Source organism: uncultured Tateyamaria sp. (assembly GCF_947503385.1).
Classification (GTDB): domain Bacteria; phylum Pseudomonadota; class Alphaproteobacteria; order Rhodobacterales; family Rhodobacteraceae; genus Tateyamaria.
On sequence record NZ_CANNDO010000007.1, the window covers coordinates 34,225 to 56,120 of the forward strand.

A 21,896-nucleotide genomic window follows, 5' to 3' on the forward strand; every position below is an offset into this window, starting at 1 on the left:
GTGCGCACAACCGACCCGCAGCGCCGGGTGTTAGGCCAGCGCTGCAATAGCGTGCCCGTTAGCCGCCCGCCCAAGCGTCGAAGATCACCACATGGGGCTGGCCGTTGGACGTCGCACGGTTTGACCGTCCGTTTGGATTGACCACGCAGTTCACCTGTTGCCGCAGACAGGAAAAATGCTGCGACTCGACGACATCGACCGGCTGATCAAAGCGCAAGGTCAGCGCGTAATGCCCTTGGGGCATACTGCGCGCGGCCTTGATCCGGCCCGCAAACCGATGCCCGAGATAGCGGCCCGACACGCGCTGGCCGGGGCGATAGCATGGCTGGCCGTGGTCGCGCGCCCGCGCGCTCAGGGTGTTCCAGTCGCGGGCGCCCCATTGGTGCGCCACGGCCTCGAGCGCCTGGGCGTGGGTGCAGGGGCGGCCCGCAGCCAAAAGCGATGCGCGCAGCCGTTTGGCCTGCGCCTTGAGCGCATCGCGCGAAGGTAGGGGGATATCCATATCCGTCTCCTTGTACTGAGGTCGCAAAGGGGGACGTTCGGGGCTCCGCATTGCCGAAAGACGCGACCGTAGGACAGATCGGATCATCAGGGCTTTACCACGTGGCGGAGGGCAGGGGCCTGAACCCTATGGCGCGCTCATAAGGGGATGTGCGGCTTTTGGCAAGCCGGCCCTTCGGGGAGGATTTTTGGGGGACAGAGACGGGGACGGGGCGTGCCTTGATGCCAGAAAGGCACGCGCACGGGCGATGGGGTCGTGCAAGTATTGATCCGGGCCGCGCATCTTGCGGGCATTGAGGGCGCGCGTGTCCAGCAAGTCAAATCGCACCAGCGCGACAGTGCCGCGCCAACCGGGAATGCGCTGCGTCATCCGGGTCGCGTTCCAGGCCAGAAGGCGGTCGCGGGACGTTGTGCCGCGATAATCGAGACAGAGTGTTCCGTCGGTGACATAGATGTGGTTGCGGGGATTGGGCCCATTGGGGATGATGCGCTCGGCCCACAGACCGCCGTGTTGCCAGTCGTGCAAACACACACCGGCAAGGATGTGGCAGGCCCCGTGTGCGAAAAAGGCGCGGTCGGACAAGGCCCAGCGTCTGGCCGGGTCGGCTTTGGTGCCCGGTTTGGGTTGGAACATCTTAGCCGTCGATGCGCGCGCCCATGATCGCGATCGCCTGCTGATAGACCGTCGCGGCATTCCACTGCTTGATCACTTTGAAATTGGGCTGGCCTTCCTGATAGCCCTTGCCGGGTTTCCAGCCCTTTTGGCGCAGGAAATTGGCCGTGGAGGCCAGCGCGTCGGTCTGGTTGTAGAGATCCACGCGCCCGTCGCCATTGCCGTCCACCCCGTAGGTCAGCGCATTGCCCGGCAGGAACTGCGTGTGGCCCAGCTCACCATGTTTGGCCCCTTTGGTGGAGCCGGTGATGGAACCTTGGTCCACCAGCTTTAGCGCGCCAATGGCGTGCGGTTTGAAGAAATCGGACCGGCGGCAATCATAGGTCAGCGTCACGATGGCGGACACGACCGAACTGTCGCCCATGAAGTTGCCAAAGGCCGTCTCCATCCCGTGGATGGCGATCAGAACACCTGCGGGCACGCCGTAATTACGCTCCAGCGCGGCAAAGTAGTCGGGATTGCGTGCCTTGCGCTTACGGCCCTGTGCCACGATCGTGTCCGCGCCGCGGATCTGCATGAATTTGGGCAGGGAATAGCGAAAGCTCTTTTGGTTGCGGTCGGCGGCGATGGTGCGGGTGGCATAGGTCGCGTTCTGTAACGCCTGAAGGCCCGGACCCTTGACGCCAGCGCGTTGTGCATCCTGTGCAAACCCAGCTTTCCACGCGTCGAACCCGGCACCGGTATTGCCGCAGGGCGCGGCCTCGACCGTGCCCGCCAAAGCCAGAGAAAGACCAAGACCCAATGCTATTTTCTGCAGCATACCCGTGCTCCGTCACATTACGATAGGGGCAGGGTAGCGGATTGGGCGGAGGTTAGGCAAAGACAAACGCCCGCCCGCGCGTTTTGGCGCCGGCGATCCGAGCGCGGGGCCTACCAGGTCGGCGTGGACTTGCGCAATTGCTTGAGCTGCGTGTCGTATTGGGTTTTGAGCGTGGATCGGCATTTCAGCGTCTCGCACGCGCCCATCTCGCGCGCGATCTCTTTGGCGAGGAACGGCTGTCCGAGGTCGTTGGCGCGTTTGATCAGCGCCCGCATCTCCCATTCCGATTCGTCCTGCGCAAAGGCGTTCATGCGCTTGAGCGCGAGCCGGTTGGCGTTGAACGGCGTGACCTTCGTGCCGCTCTCGTAGCGGTCCGACGCGGCCGCCTCGTCGGACGCCACCTGGCCAAATTCGGGAATGAACACGGAGATGACGCTGATCTTGGTGTCTGGGCTGGCGTTCCAGAAAAAGGCGGACGCGCCCAGGGCGATCATGACGAAGACGATATACAGGGTCCGGGCCGCGGAAAAGATATGCCCGACCGCGTCCAGTATCGATATGCCCTGCGGTTGCACGTGGCGGCGCACCGGGTCAGCCGACCGGGACGTTTGGGGCGGCACATCCTGTGCCGCGCTTTGCTGTGCGATCCGGGCGAGCCGGTCTTCGAACGAGGTCTGTTCTGGCATCAGAAGGGTCCGGGGTCTGTGATCAATCCACCCAATTATGCACGCGCAATGTGGCTCATAGTTTGGAGCCTTTACGACATAAAAAAGGCGCGCCCGAAGGCGCGCCCGTAGATTCAACTGCTTAGTAGAGAGGAGTCAGCAGCTGTAATACATGCCGAACTCGACCGGGTGAGGCGTGTGTTCGTATGTTTCGATCTCTTCCATCTTAAGCGCGATATAGCCTTCGATCTGGTCCTTGGTGAACACGTCACCGGCCAGCAAAAAGTCCATGTCGGCTTCCAGCTCTTGCATCGCTTCGCGAAGCGACCCGCAGACTGTCGGGATGCCCGCAAGCTCTTCGGGCGGCAGATCATAGAGGTCCTTGTCCGACGGATCGCCGGGATGGATCTTGTTCTTGATCCCGTCAAGGCCCGCCATCAGCAAGGCGGCAAAGCACAGGTAGGGGTTTGCCGACGGGTCGGGGAACCGGGCCTCAACCCGTTTCGCCTTGGGCGACTCCGTCCATGGGATCCGCACGCAGCCCGAGCGGTTGCGGGCCGAATAGGCACGCAGCACAGGGGCCTCGAAACCGGGGATCAGACGCTTGTAGCTGTTGGTCGACGGGTTGGTAAAGGCGTTGAGCGCCTTGGCGTGTTTCAGCACACCACCGATGAAATACAGCGCCTCATCGCTGAGGTCGGCATATTTGTCGCCTGCAAACAAGGGCTTGCCGTCTTTCCAGATCGACATGTTCACGTGCATTCCGGTGCCGTTGTCGCCCGCGATGGGCTTGGGCATGAATGTGGCCGACTTGCCATAAGCGGCGGCGACGTTGTGGATGACGTATTTATACTTTTGCAGCTCGTCGGCCTGCTTGGTCAGGCTGTCAAAGATCAGGCCCAGCTCGTGCTGGCAGGACGCCACCTCGTGGTGGTGCTTGTCGACCTTCATGCCCAGACGTTTCATGGTGCTGAGCATTTCAGAGCGCAGGTCCTGGCTTTCGTCCGTGGGGTTCACGGGGAAGTAGCCGCCCTTGACGCCCGGACGGTGGCCCATGTTGCCCATCTCGTATTCGGTGTCGGTGTTCCACGACGCGTCCGTTGCATCAACTTCGTAGGATACCTTGTTGATGCTATTGGAAAACCGCACATCGTCAAAAAGGAAGAACTCCGCTTCGGGGCCCATATAGGCCACGTCGCCAATGCCGGTGGATTTCAGATAGGCTTCGGCCTTTTCGGCGGTGCCGCGCGGGTCACGTTCATAGGCTTCGCCGGTGTCCGGCTCTACGATGGAGCAATGCACGCAGATCGTCTTTTCCGCATAGAACGGGTCAACATAGGCGCTGTCCTGATCGGGCATCAGCTTCATGTCGGAGGCTTCGATCGACTTCCAGCCCGCAATGGACGAGCCGTCAAACATAAAGCCTTCTTCGAGGAAATCCTCGTCGACCTGATCGGCCATGACCGTCACGTGCTGCAGCTTGCCGCGCGGGTCCGTGAAACGGATGTCGACATATGCCGCATCTTCTTCTTTGATAAGATCAAGAACAGGGTTTGCCATGTCCCGAAAATCCTTCCTGAGTTGGTTTAGTGTTTAAAGCGCGTCCGAGCCGGTTTCACCGGTCCGAATGCGGATGGTCTGTTCGACGGAGGAAACAAAGATTTTGCCGTCGCCGATTTTCTCGGTCTTGGCGGCGTCCACGATGGCCTGAATCGCGCCATCCACCTGATCGTCATCGAGGATCACCTCGACCTTCACCTTGGGCAGGAAATCCACGACATATTCGGCACCGCGGTATAGCTCCGTGTGACCCTTCTGGCGGCCAAAGCCCTTGACCTCGATCACGGACAACCCCTGAACACCAACCTCTTGCAAGGCCTCTTTGACTTCATCAAGCTTGAAGGGCTTGATGATGGCTTCGATCTTTTTCATGGGGTGCCTCCCTCTGGCATTTCTCGGTAAGGGGTGGACCATCTGCGCCTAGGGTCGTCCATCGCAGGCGGCTTAGAATGGCTGATTGACAAGGTGATTTGATAGGGTGTGGTGCAAAAACATGCAATGCGCACAAAAAACGGGCAGAATGAAAACTTTGGGGATTTGATGTGACCGAACTGCTGACCGCCGCCCAGATGCGGGCCATTGAACAGGCCGCAATCGAGTCGGGTGCTGTGACCGGGCTGGAGTTGATGGAGCGTGCGGGGCAGGGCGTCGTGGAGGCCGTGTTCGAGGAATGGCCGGAACTGTCCGAGGGCGCACACCGTGCCGTGGTCCTGTGCGGGCCGGGCAACAATGGCGGTGACGGTTTTGTCGTGGCGCGGTTGCTGCACGCGCGCGGGTGGGATGTGCAGGTGTTTCTGTATGGGGATGCAGACAAGCTGCCGCCGGATGCAAAGACAAACTATGAGCGATGGCGTGAAGCGGGTGACGTCGCACCGGTCTCTGGCCTCGACGACGTGTCGAGCAGATCACCGGAGTTGGTTGTGGATGGCCTCTTTGGGACTGGTTTGACCCGCCCGGTTGAGGATCTCTGTGATCTATTTCTGGATCTGAACGAAGAAACCCTGCGTGCCCATCGCTTCCAATTCGCGAATTGCAGACTCACATCGGTCGATATTCCAAGCGGTCTTTGCAGCGATAGCGGACGCGTTCTTGGGCCGTCGCATTGGACAGAAGGCGCGCAGTGGTGGCGTCCAACCCATCTTCAAAGCCAACTGACGGTGACGTTTCATCGCATGAAGGTCGGCCATATGCTGGCAGAAGGTCTCCACGCGTGCGGTAAGGTCGTGGTGAAGGACATTGGCCTTGAGCGATAGCAAACCAAACACCCCCCCAAGCGGGGAGCGCGCCGGAGTGGCCGAGACAACCACAGGGCCCGATTTCGTTCGGCTGGTGAACAGGCCGGATGGGCTGGCCAAACCCTCCGGCAACAAGTTCGATCACGGACATGCCTTGATCCTGTCGGGTGGTCCGGGGCGCACGGGGGCTGCACGTCTGGCCGCGCGCGCGGCGCTGCGGATTGGCGCGGGGCTGGTGACGCTGGGCGTGCCGCCCGGGACACAGATGGAGGTCGCCGCACAAATCACGGCGCTGATGCTGACCCGTGTGGCGGATGCCGATGGGCTCTGCGCTGTTTTGGGTGACGACCGCATCAACGCGCTTTGTCTGGGCCCCGGCCTTGGCCTGCACGATCATGCCGCGTCGCTTGTGGATGTCGTGCTGAGCGCAGCGCATCTGAGTGCCGAACGCCTCATGGTGTTTGACGCAGACGCGCTGACCCTGATTGCGCAGGACACCCGGCGGATGGAGGCGTTGAACGAACACGCTGTCTTGACCCCGCATGGCGGCGAGTTTGCCCGCTTGTTCCCCGATATCGCAGAAAAGCTGGCAGCGGCGTCGGACCGGGGGCCGGCCTACTCCAAGGTGGATGCCACGCGGGAGGCTGCGGCGCGGTGCGGGGCCGTCGTCTTGTTCAAGGGGCCGGACACAGTGATTGCGCACCCGGATGGCCGTTGTTCTGTCCATGCGGCAGCGTATGACCGCGAAGCGCCGTGGCTGGCCACTGCCGGGGCAGGGGACGTGCTGGCCGGTTTCATCACCGGGCTGCTGGCGCGCGGCTTTGACCCGATGGCGGCCTGCGAGACCGCTGTTTGGCTGCACGTGGAATGCGCGCGCGCCTTTGGGCCCGGACTGATCGCAGAGGACCTGCCCGAGATGTTGCCGCAAGTCCTGCGCGCGTTGGAAAGCTAGGCGGCCACCACCGCCTCTTCGGCGACCATGGCGGGCACAGATAACTCCAGCCCGTCGGCATAGATCACGTATGGCGCGTCAAAGCCCAAGCGGACCAGCACCATCTGGCGTGGGCCCAGCGACGTGATGTGTTCGTCATCCACCAGACAGCCAGCGGGCATCACCGCCTGCGTTGTGCCCCCCAATGCCTTGGCCCGCCAGTCGCGCACCAGCACGGTCTGTGCTGCGGGCAGCATCACGGTGTGGGGTGGCTTAATATGGCCCAGAGCGCCCGCATTGATGCGCACCGCTTCGATCTTGACCTTTTCGGTCTCGATTGCCTGCAATGGGACCATGCCCGCATTGCGCGTGATGATCCGGTCGCCGGGCGACAGGAACTCCACTGGAATTTCACCGTCACTTGTCAGGACGATGGTGCCGGCCACTAGGCCCACATGGGAAATACACGTGCGTTGTTGCGGGATAATCCCGCCCGATGCACGCCCGACCGTTTTCGGTTTCATGGCGTTTCTCACTTTGTATACCTGCCTCAGGTAACGCAAAGATAACTGAACTTTCCCTTAATGTCGTGCAATTTCTGCACGCTGGCGGATCGAATGGGTCTCGCTTCGGGGCGCGGGACTTGCTAGAGGGGCGTCAGAGCGGGCGTGGCGGAATTGGTAGACGCACCAGATTTAGGTTCTGGCGCCGCAAGGTGTGGGAGTTCGAGTCTCCCCGCCCGCACCATTTTTTACCGGCCGACCGACTACGGCGACTTGAGGCCGTGCACGTTCTAAAGTTCTCCACTCACCGGCACCACAACAGATACACGCCACCGGTGTGCGCAATCCGGGATGCAGCGGGCGCACTTGGGCCACCGCCGGGCCGGATCACCTCCAGTCACCAAAATGCAAAACCGCCCCGGCGGGCGGGGCGGTTTCATCTTATGGCTCGCGTAATCTTCCGCGCGCGCTTACCGCCAGGGCGAACCGGAGACAGCCGCCAGCGACGCCGCCGGAGGGGCGGGCAGCATCTGGCCACGGCGGCCATGACTGCCCGCTTTCATAGCACGCCCACCAAAGGCCATAGCTTTGGCCTTGGACACGGCCCCGCGTGCATATGCCGGAACAAGAACGTGCCCGATATACTTGATATTGCTGATTTTCAGGACATGGCCGGGAACACTGTCATCCGGATCGACGGAACTGGCGGTCTTCTTGCCTGAAATCATAAGCGGCTTGCCGATGCTCTTGTAGGCGGCAAAGACCAACTCCGAGCAGTACCACGCATTCGGGTCCTCTGCCGCGACATAGATCAGGTGGTCAATGACCCCCCAATTGTCAAACGGCTTGCCAACCTGCGCGCGCATGAACTTGACCAGACCTTTTCGGTCCGCATCCGTCAGATCGGGCACGCGGTAGGCAGCGGCGTAATAGTCATTGTCGAGCGCGTCGGAAAGCGAATGCTCCGATACGGTGCCATCGGCTTCGATCACCATGCCGCCCCCGATATACATAAAGGCGTGGCTGACCGGGGCCTTGGTATGGTCCTTGATCGTCTTGCTGAGCAACTCGGTGCCGGTGGAAACAAGAATGTCGCCGACCTCAAGGTGCCGCGCTTCGATCTGGATGGGCGTCGCTCCGCCAATCGCCAGCTTTTTGTAGCTGTCCTTGGGCGGGAAGTGTTCCTTGCCGTCGTCCACATAGCGTCGCATGACCGCATCGGTGATGCCGCCCAGTTCGGTGGCGCGCATGGCGTCCACCATCGTTTCGCGGTGATCGCTGGGCGTGGCCCCCCAAAGCGCCATTTCCTCGGCCATCGACTTGGCCTTGGACACGGTGCTGCGCGCGTAGGCGGGAACAAGAACGTGCCCGATATACTTGATATTGTTGATCTTTAGCACATGGCCCGGCACGCTGTCATCCGGGTCAACGGCGCTTGCCACCTTTTTGCCCGAGGTCATCAGCGGCTTGCCGATGCTTTTGTAGGCGGCAAAGACAAGCTCTGAACAGTACCACGCATTCGGGTCCTCGGAGACGACGTAAATCAGGTGGTCAATGACCCCCCAATTGTCAAAGGGCTTGCCGATCTGGGCACGCATGAACTTGACCAGCCCGGCGCGGTCCGCATCCGTAAGATCAGGCACGCGGTAAGCGGCGGCGTAATAGTCATTGGCCAGCGCATCCGCGAGCGAGCGTTCGGCGACCTTGCCATCCGCCTCGATGATCTTGCCGCCGCCCACATACATGAACGCGTGGCTCACCGGGGCCTTTGTGTGGTCCTTGATCGTCTTGCTCAGCAATTCGGTGCCGGTGGAAACAAGGATGTCACCGACCTCCAGATGCCGCGCCTCGATCTGGGTGGGGGTTGCCCCGCCTATGGCCAGCTTTTTGTACGTGTCCTTGGGCGGGAAATGCTCCTTGCCGTCATCCACGTACCGCCGCATGAGCGCGTCGGTGATCCCGCCCATCTCTGTGGCGCGCAAGGCGTCCACCATCGTTTCGCGGTCCTGTGGATGGCCTTCGTACTCATCCAGCTCGTGCTGCAATACGTCGTTGTTATCCATGGGAAAATCTCCTTCTCGATAAAGTCAAATGATCAGCCGCCAGTCCCGGTGTTGGGCGGCGCTGCGGATGGGTTGGCGGAATTGGCCTGAATGTTGGCGATCATGCCCGGATCGGCGAACCGTTCGAGCGGGAACATGTCGGATTTGAATTGCAGATCGACCTCTCCGGTGAGGTTGGCGCTGACGTCAATCTCGTTCTCGCTGTCTTTCTGGGAGCTGGACACATAGGCCACCGAGGTCTTTTGCGATCCGCTGACCGGCGACAGAAAGCTGCTGTATTTCAACTGGTTCTCATGCTTCATGTCGAACTTCTTGGAGGCCGAAGCGGTGGCGGCATCGCGGGTATCGATGCGAAAGCCCATCTGCGCCTTGATCCGGCCCCGTGTCACGTTGATCCGGTTGATCCCCATCAGCATCATCGACGACAGCATCTGCTGGCGCGATTGCGCGAGATGTCGGCGCGCAGCGGGGACCACCACCTCTTCGACATCGCTGAGATCGGCATCGTCGGTCAGACCCATGGTACGGCGCATCCGCGAGGCATCCGCGTCGCTCAGGTCCTTGACCGTGCGCAGCGCGCCCTGATTGCCGCTGGTGTCCACCTGATAGGAGGCGGGAAAGGCCGAAGCGACCCAGTCACGCGCAGCGTTATCGGAGATGTTGTCAGACATGAAATCATCCACCGTTTTGGCCACGTTCGACAACAGCTCGCCAAAGGCTTCCATCTGTTGAATGGACGCGTCCACAATGGCGTTGAACGTGCCCTTGATCAGATCCGCCACAAAGGTGGGGAATGCGATAGCGTTCAGTGTGTTTTCAGTGACTTGCGCGACGTTGTTGGCAGCGGCTGGGTTAAAGGATGGCTCGTTCATGGGCCGGGCCGTGGCCTGCGCGGCGATCGGCGCGTCGGCGGGCAGCGCCGACTTGTCAAATTCCATCGTGCGGGTCTTGCGCACCATCGGTGTCTGGCCCAGCTTCAGGCTTTGCTGCCAGTCATCGCGGATCAGTTCGGCGGTATAGGCCGAAATCTTGTGCATGTTCGCCTGCATCTCGTCCTGCGTCTCGGGCGGCAATTGAGCGTAGGACGGGCTGGAGATCAGAAGAGCCGCGACCTGACTTTCCACCAGATCGTTGACAGCACGGATGGGCTTGGGACCGTCCGGGTTGGGGGTGGCGAAATGGCCGGGCAGGATGTCGTGATCCATCACGCGGCCCTCCCTTCGGTGTGTGTGTCCAGTGATTTGGACTTGGCGGGCGTGACTGCCGATTTGACCGTATCGGCGGCTGCCTTTTTGGGGTCGGGGGCCTTGGGCACTGCGTTGGGTTTGCGGGTCTTCATATGGGCATCAAGGGCGTCGCCTGCGGATGTCTTGGGCGGGGCCGCGCCGGTCTTCTTGGACGGCGTGTTTTGCTCGGGCACGGGCGTGTTCTTGCGGATGCGTTCCAGCCGTTCGGCAGAGGCGAGGCGATTGAGGGGCATGTAGTCGGTCGAGAAATGCAGATCGACTTCGCCGGTCAGGTCCGCGCTGACGTCCAGTTCCGCATTTGAATCCTTTTTGCTGGAGGACACATAGGTGACCGAACTCGACACCGACGCGCCCCAGCCAAAGGCACCAAAGCTGCCCGAGGCTCCGACGCTCACATCCGTCAGGTTCGCCTTGCTGGCGCTGGCGCTGTCGCTGGCGTCGATCTGAAAGCCCATAGTGGCGCGGATGCGGCCATGGTTGATCACCACCCGTTGCAGCCCGATCATCACCAGAGACGACAGCATTTCGAGCCGCGATTGCGCCAGCTTGCGGCGTGCGGCAGGCAGCAGGACCTCTTCGATGGTGATGTCGTCGATGCTGTCGACCTTGGTTGACAGGGCCAGCCGTTCCTTGATGCCCTTGGGCGGATCGGTGGCGTCCGTGGGGGCGGCGGTCACGCCGCCTTGGCCGGGGACCAACTGGATATGTTTGGGATATTGCTGGGCGAGCCATTGTGCGGCCTGCACGTCCGACACGTTCTCATTCTCAAATTGCTCAACGGTTTTGGACACGTTTTCAAGCAGTTCCATAAAGCTGTCCATTTGCGACGTGGTCGCATCGAGGATCGCGCCGAACGTGCCTTTGATCAGATCGGAGACAAAGACCGGAAACGAGATCGCCTTGAGCGTGGACTGGGTGACCGACCCGACACGTGCGGTTGCGGCCTGCTCAAAGCCTGACCCGGATTGCGCCGTGGAAAGGGTATCGGGGGGCAGCATGTCGGGGTCGATGCCGACAGTTTCGCGGGTCTCCACCGCCGGGCGCTGGCCCAGCTTGTCCGACAATTGCCAATCCTCCAGCGCGAGGGTCGCTGCGTGCCGCGCGATGCGCCCGATCATGGCCTTGACCGGTCCGTGGCGCGGCTCCGGCGCACCGGCAAAGGCGGGAGAGGCGGCAACCAGCGCGTCCACCTGTGCGTCGACCAGCGCGTCCAGTTGCGCGGGCCGGGAAGGTCCGTCGGGGCCGGGCAGCCCCTTGAACGGGCCGGGCAGGGCGTCGGGCCAGTCGTCTTGCGTGTCTGTCATGCCCAACCTCCGCCCGGGGGTCTGTAGCTGGGGGTGGGCGCTGCCGGATAGGGCTGCGGGTTCTGCGGTGCGGGACTTTGCCGGGTCAGGGACGCCGCTGCCACCAGCCACATATCCGCATGGTTGAACAGCGCAGGCGTCGCCGCCGCCAGATCACCGGCCTTGGTCGGTTGCGCGCGCAGCGTCGCCAGATGTTCTGCCAGCCAGCGCAGCATGAACTGGCCGGTTTGCGCACGCCGCACGATATCGCTCACCTTTGGGGGCACGCCGCCGGGCGACACGGCCAGCTTTTCGATCAGCGACCACATGTCCCGCGCCTGATACAGCTGGTGCAGGCCGGGGTGCCCCAGCACCGCCACGGCAGAGCGCAATTGCCGGTTCAGGATTTGTGCTGTGTGCCCGACGGACGCGATCTGGCGGCGGTCCATGTCCGTCAGCACCGCCTCGACCACCATGCCAACGCCGCGCGCGGCGTATTGGCGGTCGCCATTTGTGCGTGCTTGCGCCATCTGGCTCAACTGCGTGCTCAACAGCCGCAACAGCTTGCGGAAATCCCGCGCGCCGCTAAAGCCGAAAAGCTGTTGGAACACCTGCGCCCGACGACTGTCGTCGTACCAGCCGCCCCGCTGCGCGGTCGCGAAATCCTCAAGCAGTTTCGACAATTCGCGGTCGCGGATGGGCAGCGTCACACGCTGTTCGACCACCAGTTCGGCCAGCTGCATCAGGCCCGATGTCTCAAGCTCCGCATACATATAGAGCGCCGCGATGCTTTCCAGCTTGGTGCGGTCGAGCCCGCCGGGGCCCGTGGCGTGCAGGGGTGGCAACTGGACCGGCTCGACCGAAAGTGCGGCGGCGGCGACCGGCGCGCCGTAGCGCTGCAAGGTGCGCGCCTGATGCTCCAGAATGGAGCCGAATGTCAGGGCACTTTGGCAGAGCGAAACCATGACCTAGCCCCCCGGCATCGGCGGGATGGGCACGGTGGGTGCGGGTGCGCCGCCTTGCTGCGAAGGGGCCTTGGCCTTGGCGGCGACCTCTTCCTGATTGACGCCCAGCAACTCAGTCATGCGCTCCAGCGGGAAATAGTCGGTCTTGAATTGCAGATCGACATTGCCTGTCAGCTTGACCTTGGTTTCCGAGCTTTGCTCGTCATCGTTCTCGGTGTTGGTGTCGGTGGTGATGTTCAGGGTCGAATCGCGCTCGTAGCTGCGCTTGGGTTTGAGGAACCAGAACCCTTTGTGCTTGGACTTGTACTTGGTCTCGCGGTTGTATTCGAACCCCGTCTGCTTGTCGAAATGGCGCTTGGACAGTGTCTCGACGTTCAGGTCGAACTGCACGCCTGCCTTGATCTGGCCCTTGGTCACAACGATGCGGGTCAGGCCCATGGTCATCATCGTGGCCAGCATCTGCTGGCGGTCCATCGACATCTTCTTGCGGGCGGCGGTCACCAGTTCCTTTTCGGTGTCCTCGTCGTCCATATCGTCAAAGTTGAAGGGCAGGCCCAGATCGGCCATGAAGTCGGGTGCATTGTCCGGGTTGGCGTCATCCTTGGGCACCACCCGGTTGTTTTGCAAATCCGCCTGCAGGTGGTCGGGATACTGATCCAAAAGGAAGTCGCGGCCCTGTTCTTCGGACACGTTGTCCTTCATGTACTGGTCCACGGATTTGGCGACATTCGACACCAACTCGCCATAGGCTTCCATTTGCTGGATATTGCTGTCCACCACGGCCTGAAACACGCCTTGGATCAGTTCAGCGACAAAGCCGGGGAAATCCACCTGCTTGATCGTATTGGTGAATGCCTCGCTCATCTGGCCGGTAAATTCGGCATCCGAGGGTTGGTCGCCCGTGGCCATCTGGCGCGCGGGCATCCCGCCACCGCCGGGCATGAGGCCAAGCGCATCCGCGCCGCCCACATCGGCGATATAGCCGATCACCTTGTCCGTATCGGCCAGCACCTTGGCCTGTTGCTCTGGCGGCAGTTGCCGGAACGAGTTTGAGTTTTGCAGGACAGAGGCGGCGCGGGCGCGGGCCTGTTGCGTGGCGGCGGACATCACATGACCCCCATATGCGGCATCTGTTCAGGGCCCCATTCCTGTGCCCATGCGGCCTCTTGCGCGGCGGCATCTGTGGGCTGCGGGGCAGGGGTGTCGGCGCTTGTATTGGGTTTTTCAAAGGCGACGGGGCGCAGGAATACCGCCATGCGCGCGGGCATATCGTGGCGGGTGCGAATGCTCAGCACGGTGACGGAGCCGGGCCCGGTATAGCCATCGGGCGTCAGCGCGGTCAGCCAGCGGTCAAAACTGCTGAGCGATGCGGGCCGTTCCGCCATGGGCAGCCGCAACAGCGGCAGCATCACCGTGGGCGCGTCGGGCAGCGCATCCAGATTGATGTCCAGCCGCATCTCGACCGACTGGCCCGAGCGCAAGAGCGTGATTGTCGCCGATCCCGCGGGCAGGTGATAGCGCGCGCCGAGGGCAAAGGCGCCCACGGTCATCAGGCCCGCGTGCCGGTGTTCAAGTCCAAAGGCCTTCATCAGCGGCTCAAGCGCGGCAAAGCTGGTGTCTTGCGTGATCTCAAATGTGATCTGCTGACCACCGGCGCGGCGTCCGCAGCTGATCGTGGTGTAAAACGGTGACAGCCCCGGCAGGGCGGCCAGCGCGATCTGCGCCATTTGTCCGATGGACTGGGGAAATTCGTTGGTCATGTCATAGGACCAGCCAAAGGTCGCGGCGGCTTCCATCACTCCGTGGCGGTCCACGGCTGTGGCAAAGTTGGCGCCATAATTGCTGTGCCCGGGCATCCGGGCGGCGCGAAACGGCTCGCTGCGCTCATCGAACCAGTGCAACGCCTGACTGCCCAGATCGGCGCCGATGACGGCACGGGCGGCATGGGTGGCAATCTGCGCCTGATCGTGGGGGGCGAACTGGTCGGTCGGGTCCAGCTTGAAGGCGAGCGCCGAGGCGTTGGATTCCGAATAAGTGGGGCCAAACGCGTCGCGTTTCTGTACGGCGGCGGGCGGCTGATCGAGCCACCAGTCCAGCGAGGTGTCCAGCGCCGAGCCGACCGCAGGCAGGTCCAGCGGGTTGGGCGTCAGCAGGTGGTGCGAGGCATTGCTTAGCAGCGACTTGGCCGCATCGGAGGCACGACGGTGAGCCATGATGGCACTCCTTCCGGGTTGGGTGTGACGGGATGGGGGCGGCGGGTGCGCCGCCTCACATCCCGATCATCGAACGGATCTGGTCAGGCGACGGCGTCTGACCGGCGGCCAGCATGTCACGCAGTTGGCCGGACACATCATTGCCGCCGCCCATCGCGGGCATGTCCTGCCCGCCAAAGCTGCCGAAACCGGGGATGGTCGGCGTGGCTGGCGTGTCGGCGGGCTGGCTCATCTTGGCGACGTGGTCGTCCTGCACACCGTTGACGGCAAGGTAATACTGCGACGCTTGGAACATCCGCATACTGTCGGCGTAGGACAGATCGGCGGTGTCGTCCTCATGTTCGGCAAACAGCTTGTTGCCCGAGGACAGCGACCAGATAGTGCTGCGCCGTGCCACTATGTCGAGGATGGTGCGCACCTCTTCGGCCAATGTGCGGTGCTTGACGATGTTGACGGTGGTGCCGAACTCGCTTTGGGCGACGCGTTCGATCACCTGCCACATGCTGTTGACGCCGTAGACCTGTTTGATCCGCGGCAGGCTGAGGATTTCCATAGCCCGCTTGAGCTGGGTGCCCATGCGTTCGGCGGCAAACTGCGTCCCGGCATAGCCGTAAAGCGTGCAATTGGCCGCCAGATCGCGCACGGCCTTGCGGACTTGTTCGCCCGTGGTGGCCTTGGCACGGCGACCGCGGGTCTCGAACATCTCGCTGACGGTTTGTTGGCGATTGTATTCCGAGGTGGAGAAAATCACCCGCTCCAACAGCTCGTTGAACTCGACATTCGCGGTCACGTCCCGGCCCACATTGCCGCCGCCCGCGTTGAGCGCGCGGGTGTATTGCGCGGCCCGGCCATTGGGGCTGACCCGGTCGTCCTTGTCCCAGTAGTAATCGTCGAGCTTGCGGGCGAGGTTGTCGCCGGACATGGGCAAAAGGCCCGCCATGAACAATTCCACGATCCGGTCCACCACCGGGAACAGCATCATCTGCTCGCACTGATAGACCACGTAGATGGCGGACATGGCCCGGATGTTGTCGGGCACAATCTGCTGATCCTCCATGCCCCCGCCAGACAGGGGCGGCAGGTCGAGAAAGGCGATGCCCGATCCGCCCCCGTCGCCACCGGCCCCGGCCAGCGTGACGTCGTTGTACTTGGCGGTTGTGGCGGCGGCGAACCCGGCGCTGCCGGGCGGGCGCGTGTCATAGAGGTCGACCATCGCGCGGCCAACCTTGCCAAAAGCATCGGCAAAGATCGGGCGCATCGGCTCAAGAACACCGTAGGCGGCGGCGAACACGTCCGAGCGCAGGCTAAAGCTGGCCTCAAACGCGTCATTGCCCACGACAATGCCTTCGCCAGAGGAGGAGGCCGCCGATTTCAGTTCGTCCACGGCCTTGCGCACATTGTCATAAAACGCCCGGTCGTCCGGGTCATAGGTGCCGTCGGCCAACAAAAGGCCGATGACGGCGTGGCGCATCCCGGGCTTGTTGCCCATGCCCAGCTTGACCAGCGCATCCTCGACCCCGCGGATGTAATTCCGCTGGCCAGAGGACAATGTCTCGGTCGTGCCGGAGGTGTCGTATTGCAGGTTCCGCGGCAGTTTGGCCGCGTCAAAGGCGAAATTGGCTGTGAATGCGTCGAAAATATTTTGGGGTGGCTGGTCAGGCATGGTGTCGGCCTCGTTGGAAGTGTCAGAATTGGAATTGGTATCGCTTGAATCTGTGCCGGTGTCGGGCGTGTCGCCCGCGCCGCCGACGACAACGACCTCGTCTTCGGTCACGAACGGGTCGGGCATGTCGCCGCCTTCGTCGGCCCCCAGATCTTCGGTGTCGGCCTCGGCCAGCATCTCGATCCCGGTGGCCTCAAGAAAGGCATCGCGGACCTTGTCGTCTGCGGCGTCACCGCGCCCGGCAAAGGCGCGGGCCAGCGATGCGAGCCTCGCATCGCTTTCGCCTACGAAATCGGACAGGGCGATCAGTGCCGCGCGGTAGCGCGGCGTGTCCCAGTTGGCGGCAAAGCGGGCCACGTGGCTGGTGATGATCAACCCGATGATGCCACGCAGAATGTTGCGGGTGGGCACAAGGTCAGGGCCGATCCTGTCTGCGACACGCGCCAGCCGGGGACGGACGAGGGGACCGGCCAGAGACAGGAAATCGTCCAGTGCGGCGCGTTGCGCCTGCGGCGTGGCGATGCCCGGAAACAGGATGTCTTCCAGTTCCTTGCGGATGTTGCGTTCCAGTTTGGGGGTATCAGGCATTTTGGCCTCCTCCTTGTTTCTGCAGCACGTCCCGTGTGGCGGCCAATGCGGCGCCCGCGTTCAGGCATCCCGCGCCGATCTCGTCTGCGGGGCTCAACCCCCGTGTGGCGGTCGATGTCAGAATGGACGTGATGGTTTCGGTGCTAAGCGTGCCGCCCAAACGGTCGCTCAGCGACAGCATCAGCGCCACGGTGCCCGACACGAACGGGGCGGCGTGGCTGGTGCCGGTGGATGGTTTGTAGCCCTGCAATCCGGCGCTGATCACGTCGGTGCCGGGCGCGCATAGCGTCACATGTGCGCCGATAGTCGAAAACCGCGCACGGTAGCCCGACGCGTTCATGGCCCCCACAGCGATCACCCCGGGCAGGGCGGCGGGGTAGAACACCTCGCGCCTGCCGGAATTGCCCATGGCCGCGACGCAGACTGCGCCCCTTTTCTGAGCGTAGGCGATGCTGTCACTGTGGACCGCCGGAACGCCCACGGGCACGTCATGTTCGGATGTGCCCAGCGACAGGTTCAGCACCCGCGCACCCATATCGGTGGCGGATTTGATCGCGGCATCAATGTCGATGGTGCCACCGATGCCAACGACCCGGCCTCCGGCGCCGCGGGCTGCGGCAAGCGCGCGGATCGGGATCAGACCGCAGGTGCCGGCTAGACCGGGCAAAATGCTCAGCCCGCGTGCGCCGATAATGCCCGCCACATGACTGCCGTGACCGGTTTCGTCCCGCGCGCAGAAATCGCGCCCTTTGCTGTCGCCCAGCAGTTCAACACCGCTCGCCAGTGTGCCCATGCCCAGATCGACTGTGTCCAACCCGCCCTGAATGCGCCCGTCAAATTCCGGGTGATCCAGCGCCACACCGGTGTCGATCACCGCCACGCGTACGCTGGTCTGACCCGGCTCAATGGCGAGCGCTTGGGCGGCCTGCACGCGTTTGTGCGGCGCCTCGACCAGCGCGCGGTCCGGTGTGGATACGGATGGGTCGGCCCCGGCCAGCAGCGGGGCGTGCGCCAGCGGTTCCGGCATCGCCCATTCCACGCCCGGATCGGCAGACATTTCCTGTGCCACGGCTTCGGCAGCACATTTGTCCGACAGTTCGACCGCAACCACGCGGTCAAGGCCCATGGATATCTCCAGATCGTCGAAACCCTGTGCCCGCTCGCCTGCCTTGTTCACGCCAAAGGCTGACCCAAAGACCCGCGAACAGCGCATTCCCGACACGCAGCAATGCACCGAATGGTCGATGCTGCCGCCATCATCCAGCGTGTTCATCGCGCGCGCCGCCCCTTGGGCCACGTCCAGATGCGCCGGCAGATGGACCGGCGCCGTGCGCAGCTTGGCCATCACGCGGCCCGTGGTGTTGGGGCGGGTCATGGGTCTGACCCCTCGGGCTCATCCGGGGCGGGGGCGTCCCAGCCTTCGGCCTCTTCGGGCACCAGATCAATCCGTTGCAGCGATCCATCCGGCAGGGACAGTTCCAGCGCGCCGGTGTTTTCATCTTCGGGCAGTTCAAGATCGATATGGCTGGCGGATGCAGCACGGATGGGCACCATCCGGTTGTTGAGCCGCGCCTGAACCGGGCGCTGCGGGTCGACAAGACCAGCGCCACGCAGCCGCATCTGACGCTGTTTCTGGCGGATGGGCACCATGTTTTCGGTCGCGTCGGGGTCCACCGGCACGGGCGCGCCGGGGCCGATGTTGACGTAGTTGATCCGGGGCCGCGACAGCTTGAGCGCTTCTTGCAACCGGTTCGGATCAACGCCGGAGAACCGCGATATCCCGTCCTGACCCGAGCGCTGATTGAGACGGTTGAGCTGCGCGGTATTGCGCACCCCAAGCCTCTGAAGTCGCACGGTTTCTTCGGGTGCCAGCCCGGCCTCTTCCAGCGTTGGGGCCTGTGTCAGTTCCATCGAGATCGTGTTTTCCTCGATCATGGCGCGGGTGATGGTGGCAAAGCCGAGATGAATCTGGCTTGCGCCTTCCTCGTTCGGGGCCGAGGGGCGCAGGCGCACCACGCCGTCCTGATCCATTTCGACAAAGACGGACAGGTCGATGGCAAAATCCTTGAGCGCAAAGGTCAGCGGGCGGTTCACCGCCTTGAGCCGCAGCGCATCCTGCGTCTTGTCCAGCTGTGCCGTGATCGCCTCAAGGAAATCTTCGATGGGGGCGGCGAGGGTCATGGCGCCTCTCCCGTTGGCGCGCGCACCATACTAAAGCGCATTGTGGACAGGGGGGCTTCGAACCCGGTGCGCATCTGCGTGCTGGCGGGCCGTGAACCTGCGACCAAACCGGCCTCGGTGTCGTCAAAACCAACCTCCATCGGCAATGTCAGCCGCGCCGCGGTCACTTTGACGACATCCTGCCCCGTGTCGGCGGCAAAGGCGTCGATCAGCCCGATCAGCGCTGTCTGAAGCTCGGGCATACTCATTTCAACTCCTCCGGTGCAGGCACCGACCACGCGTTTTCCGCGACGGGATGCGCCTCCAGCGCCTGACCGGTGCTGACCGGAGTTGTGGGCGCGGCAGGATCGACAGGCGCGGGGGCCTGTTCTGCGGGGAAAGGTTTGGCGTGGTTGTTGATCAGCTGGATCGCCTGACTGTCGGCAAACCGTTCCATGGGGAAGTAATCGGTCTTGAACTTGATCCGCACTTCGCCGGTCAGTTCGGCCCGAGCCGTGATCTCCGACTGGGTGTTGAGATTGGTTGTGGTGACCTTGACGCCCGCAGCCCCAAAAGGATTGCGCCCGGCGGTGCCCTGCATCGACCAATTGGTGGTGGAGGTGTCGTTGAATGTGACATCCGCAGACTGCGTGGCATCCACGGTAAAAATCATCTTGGCGTTGATCTCACCGTCTTCGACCACCGTGCGCTGAAGGCCCATCATCACGATGGTGGCCAGCGATTGGTGCCGCGTTTCGGCCAGCGTGCGGCGCACCTGCGGAATGACGGTCTCGTTCAGCGCGGGCTCATCAATGTCGCCCAGATCGCCAAAGCCAAGGTCCTGCAAAAAACTGGGCAGTTGGGTGCCGCCGGACGCCTCGGGCGGCGCGACTTTGAGCGTGGGCGAGCCGCCCGCCAGATCGCGCTGGAACACGCCGCCGTAATTGTCGGCAAGGTGGTCGCGCGCCATGTCGTCGGTGACATGCTCGTCCATGAACTGATCGACCGTCTTGGACACCGAGGCCAGCAACTGGCTATAGGCTTCCATCTGCTGGATCGAACTGTCGACGATGGCCTGAAACGTGCCTTGGATCAGCGACGCGACAAAGCTGGGGAAATCAATGGCGTTCAGCGTGTCCGCCGCCACTTCACCCATGTTGCGCACCGGGTCGTTGACCGCTGTGCCGCCGCCGCCGCCACCTGCTGTGCCGCCTTGGGTGCCCTGCATGGGCCGCGCCATAGCCCCGTTTGGCCCCTGTTCGAGATAGCCAAACACTTTTTGCGCCTGACCCAACATCTCTTGCTGTTGCGCCGGGGGCAGCGACCGGAAGGCAGGGCTGGATTGCAGCGCCGTGCTCATTTCGCGGGCCGATGGGGGCAGGCCTGCGGGGGTCATGTCGCGGCCCCCATGTCAGGTGCAGAGACGTCCAAGCCATCCAGCGACAGGTCCGCGTTTTTGGCGATGGGCGCAACCAGACCCGACTGGGCGCTGTCGCGGCCAAAAAAGTCGGCGATCTGTTCGACCATGATCTGTGGCGTCGGCATTTGAACCGGAGCCCCTTTGTCCGCGCGCAGCAGCGCCAGCACGCGGGCGTGGGTTTCCACGCCAAAGAGGCCGGGCGTGTCGCCCAGACCCTGTTCCTTTTGAAAGGTCTCGATCGTTTTGCCCGGTGCGACATGGGCCAGAGCGGCGGTGCGCATCGCGTCGGATTTTAGCGGGCTGATGGCCGCCAGCAGGGCGGGCAGGGCGCGGTCAGCGCCCATCTGGATCACCCGCTCGACCACGAGGGCCAGGCCTTTTTCACTGTTCAGACCCAACTGATGCGCCAGCGACAGGATGGGCAGCAGATAGACCTGCGCCGTGATCTTGAACTGCACGGCCTGAAAGGCGGGCACCTTGGCCGCCGCCTTGAACCGGGCCACCCATTCCTTGGACCAGACCAGCTTGCCTGAGACGGGCTGCAATTGCGGCAGATCGGCACCGACCCCGCCCGAAGCGGCGGGCAGGGTGTTGGTGACGGTGAGCAGCGCCTGTGGATCAGCTTCGGGGAAATCATCGGCGGGACCGAACGCTGTGGCAAAGGCCGCGGCATCGGCGGCGTGCATCTCTTTGAGAAGGCGACCCAGATCGCCGCTGGCCTGCGTAAACCGGCCCAGCCCATAGCGCAGCCCGTGCCCGTCCAGATTGGCCTGACAGCGGCCATAGGCCGGTTCCTGACCCGCCGGGGTGGTCGCAAGGTAAAGAATGCGCCGCATCAGCGCGGGCGTGAGCGTGGCCGTGCCCGAGGGGGCCGGCTGTGGCGCAGGGGCAGGGGCAGGGGCAGAGGCAGGGGCAGACGGGACAGGGGCGGCCTGCTGTGTCGCCATGCCGGCCAGTTCCAAAGGGCTGGCATCAAGATCGACAAAGTCACTTGGCCGGTCCACAGTCAGCGGCTCTGGCATAGGGGTAGGGATCGGGGCAGGGGCAGACCGGCAAAGATCACCGGTGTCGTTGTCGCGGTATCCCATGCTTTGCGCCTGCACGGCGGGGGCAAGAATACGGGCGCGGCTGGCGGCAATGTCGAGGGCGGGCATCATCGTGCCGCCTCGCTGCCGTCAATCGACCGTTCGATGATACCGCCCACTTCGGACGGGTCCGCGAACCAGTGTTTGACGGCCTTGTCGGAATTGGCGGGGTGGATTTGTTCAACCCAGCCGCGCCACACCTCTTCGCCCTTGCCGGGGTCCTGACGTTCGCTGCGATACGCGACGATGAAACGGAATGACTGCACTGCTCAGCCCCATGATTCGATCTGTTGGATCAGCAGACACGGGGCCGGTCCCAAAGCTCTCACAGGGCTCTCACAAGTCTACCACGCCGCGTGAGACATGAAAAAGCCCGCGCTA

General features: G+C 63.0%; 22 protein-coding genes and 1 tRNA gene. 3 read left to right on the plus strand and 20 right to left on the minus strand.

Going from position 1 to position 21,896, the window contains the following annotated elements; genetic code table 11:
• Positions 1-58: 58 nt before the first annotated feature.
• The 6 genes from Q1A85_RS18560 to Q1A85_RS18585 form a co-directional block, all read right to left on the minus strand.
• The gene (locus tag Q1A85_RS18560) at positions 59-502 is read right to left on the minus strand and encodes a glyoxalase superfamily protein (protein WP_299693047.1); all 444 of its coding nucleotides are present in this window, start codon (positions 500-502) and stop codon (positions 59-61) included.
• A gap of 126 nt (positions 503-628) precedes the next feature.
• Positions 629-1,135, minus strand: a complete 507-nt coding sequence (locus Q1A85_RS18565) for a hypothetical protein (protein WP_299693050.1) — start codon at positions 1,133-1,135, stop codon at positions 629-631.
• Between the two features lies 1 nt (position 1,136).
• A complete protein-coding gene (locus tag Q1A85_RS18570) occupies positions 1,137-1,934 on the minus strand; it encodes a lytic transglycosylase domain-containing protein (protein WP_299693053.1) in 798 nt (265 codons plus the stop codon).
• 110 nt (positions 1,935-2,044) lie between these two features.
• Positions 2,045-2,620, minus strand: coding sequence for a hypothetical protein (locus Q1A85_RS18575; protein WP_299693056.1), 576 nt, complete (start codon positions 2,618-2,620; stop codon positions 2,045-2,047).
• A 135-nt stretch (positions 2,621-2,755) separates the two neighbouring features.
• Positions 2,756-4,159, minus strand: a complete 1,404-nt coding sequence (gene glnA / locus Q1A85_RS18580) for a type I glutamate--ammonia ligase (protein WP_299693059.1) — start codon at positions 4,157-4,159, stop codon at positions 2,756-2,758.
• A 33-nt stretch (positions 4,160-4,192) separates the two neighbouring features.
• Positions 4,193-4,531: a P-II family nitrogen regulator gene (locus Q1A85_RS18585; RefSeq protein WP_299693062.1), complete on the minus strand. Its 339-nt coding sequence runs from the start codon at positions 4,529-4,531 to the stop codon at positions 4,193-4,195.
• A gap of 170 nt (positions 4,532-4,701) precedes the next feature.
• On the opposite strand from Q1A85_RS18585, the gene Q1A85_RS22990 reads away from it, so the two are divergent.
• Positions 4,702-5,412: an NAD(P)H-hydrate epimerase gene (locus tag Q1A85_RS22990; protein WP_366140607.1), complete on the plus strand. Its 711-nt coding sequence runs from the start codon at positions 4,702-4,704 to the stop codon at positions 5,410-5,412.
• Positions 5,413-5,449: 37 nt separating this feature from the next.
• The gene (locus Q1A85_RS22995) at positions 5,450-6,346 is read left to right on the plus strand and encodes an NAD(P)H-hydrate dehydratase (protein WP_366140608.1); all 897 of its coding nucleotides are present in this window, start codon (positions 5,450-5,452) and stop codon (positions 6,344-6,346) included.
• On the opposite strand, the gene Q1A85_RS18595 is transcribed toward Q1A85_RS22995, so the two are convergent.
• The gene (locus tag Q1A85_RS18595) at positions 6,343-6,849 is read right to left on the minus strand and encodes a Hint domain-containing protein (RefSeq protein WP_299693065.1); all 507 of its coding nucleotides are present in this window, start codon (positions 6,847-6,849) and stop codon (positions 6,343-6,345) included. The genes Q1A85_RS22995 and Q1A85_RS18595 overlap by 4 nt on opposite strands.
• A 138-nt stretch (positions 6,850-6,987) precedes the next feature.
• Here Q1A85_RS18595 and Q1A85_RS18600 point away from each other — a divergent pair.
• Positions 6,988-7,072 (plus strand) — tRNA-Leu (locus tag Q1A85_RS18600).
• Between the two features lie 226 nt (positions 7,073-7,298).
• Here Q1A85_RS18600 and Q1A85_RS18605 read toward each other — a convergent pair.
• The 13 genes from Q1A85_RS18605 to Q1A85_RS18665 are packed head-to-tail and all read right to left on the minus strand — an operon-like array spanning position 7,299 to position 21,781.
• Complete coding sequence (locus tag Q1A85_RS18605; protein WP_299693068.1) at positions 7,299-8,891, minus strand: YiiX/YebB-like N1pC/P60 family cysteine hydrolase; 1,593 nt, start codon at positions 8,889-8,891, stop codon at positions 7,299-7,301.
• A gap of 32 nt (positions 8,892-8,923) precedes the next feature.
• Complete coding sequence (locus tag Q1A85_RS18610) at positions 8,924-10,099, minus strand: hypothetical protein (protein ID WP_299693071.1); 1,176 nt, start codon at positions 10,097-10,099, stop codon at positions 8,924-8,926.
• The gene (locus Q1A85_RS18615) at positions 10,096-11,442 is read right to left on the minus strand and encodes a hypothetical protein (protein ID WP_299693074.1); all 1,347 of its coding nucleotides are present in this window, start codon (positions 11,440-11,442) and stop codon (positions 10,096-10,098) included. The genes Q1A85_RS18610 and Q1A85_RS18615 overlap by 4 nt, the downstream gene beginning before the upstream one ends.
• Complete coding sequence (locus Q1A85_RS18620) at positions 11,439-12,386, minus strand: hypothetical protein (protein ID WP_299693077.1); 948 nt, start codon at positions 12,384-12,386, stop codon at positions 11,439-11,441. Before Q1A85_RS18620 ends, Q1A85_RS18615 begins: the two co-directional genes overlap by 4 nt.
• A gap of 3 nt (positions 12,387-12,389) precedes the next feature.
• The gene (locus tag Q1A85_RS18625; protein ID WP_299693080.1) at positions 12,390-13,493 is read right to left on the minus strand and encodes a hypothetical protein; all 1,104 of its coding nucleotides are present in this window, start codon (positions 13,491-13,493) and stop codon (positions 12,390-12,392) included.
• Positions 13,493-14,599, minus strand: a complete 1,107-nt coding sequence (locus Q1A85_RS18630; RefSeq protein ID WP_299693082.1) for a hypothetical protein — start codon at positions 14,597-14,599, stop codon at positions 13,493-13,495. The genes Q1A85_RS18625 and Q1A85_RS18630 overlap by 1 nt, the downstream gene beginning before the upstream one ends.
• Before the next feature lie 55 nt (positions 14,600-14,654).
• Entirely contained in the window at positions 14,655-16,850 is a 2,196-nt protein-coding gene (locus tag Q1A85_RS18635; RefSeq protein WP_299693084.1) for a hypothetical protein, read from the minus strand.
• A complete protein-coding gene (locus tag Q1A85_RS18640) occupies positions 16,843-18,225 on the minus strand; it encodes a S8 family serine peptidase (RefSeq protein WP_299693086.1) in 1,383 nt (460 codons plus the stop codon). Before Q1A85_RS18640 ends, Q1A85_RS18635 begins: the two co-directional genes overlap by 8 nt.
• Positions 18,222-19,031 carry a hypothetical protein gene (locus tag Q1A85_RS18645; protein ID WP_299693088.1) on the minus strand — a complete coding sequence of 270 codons (810 nt, stop codon included), beginning with the start codon at positions 19,029-19,031 and terminating at the stop codon, positions 18,222-18,224. Before Q1A85_RS18645 ends, Q1A85_RS18640 begins: the two co-directional genes overlap by 4 nt.
• On the minus strand, positions 19,028-19,279 hold the full coding sequence (locus Q1A85_RS18650) for a hypothetical protein (RefSeq protein ID WP_299693090.1): 252 nt from the start codon (positions 19,277-19,279) through the stop codon (positions 19,028-19,030). Before Q1A85_RS18650 ends, Q1A85_RS18645 begins: the two co-directional genes overlap by 4 nt.
• A complete protein-coding gene (locus Q1A85_RS18655; protein ID WP_299693093.1) occupies positions 19,276-20,406 on the minus strand; it encodes a hypothetical protein in 1,131 nt (376 codons plus the stop codon). The genes Q1A85_RS18650 and Q1A85_RS18655 overlap by 4 nt, the downstream gene beginning before the upstream one ends.
• Positions 20,403-21,587 carry a hypothetical protein gene (locus Q1A85_RS18660; RefSeq protein WP_299693096.1) on the minus strand — a complete coding sequence of 395 codons (1,185 nt, stop codon included), beginning with the start codon at positions 21,585-21,587 and terminating at the stop codon, positions 20,403-20,405. Before Q1A85_RS18660 ends, Q1A85_RS18655 begins: the two co-directional genes overlap by 4 nt.
• Complete coding sequence (locus tag Q1A85_RS18665) at positions 21,584-21,781, minus strand: hypothetical protein (protein ID WP_299693099.1); 198 nt, start codon at positions 21,779-21,781, stop codon at positions 21,584-21,586. Before Q1A85_RS18665 ends, Q1A85_RS18660 begins: the two co-directional genes overlap by 4 nt.
• Positions 21,782-21,896 lie beyond the last annotated feature (115 nt).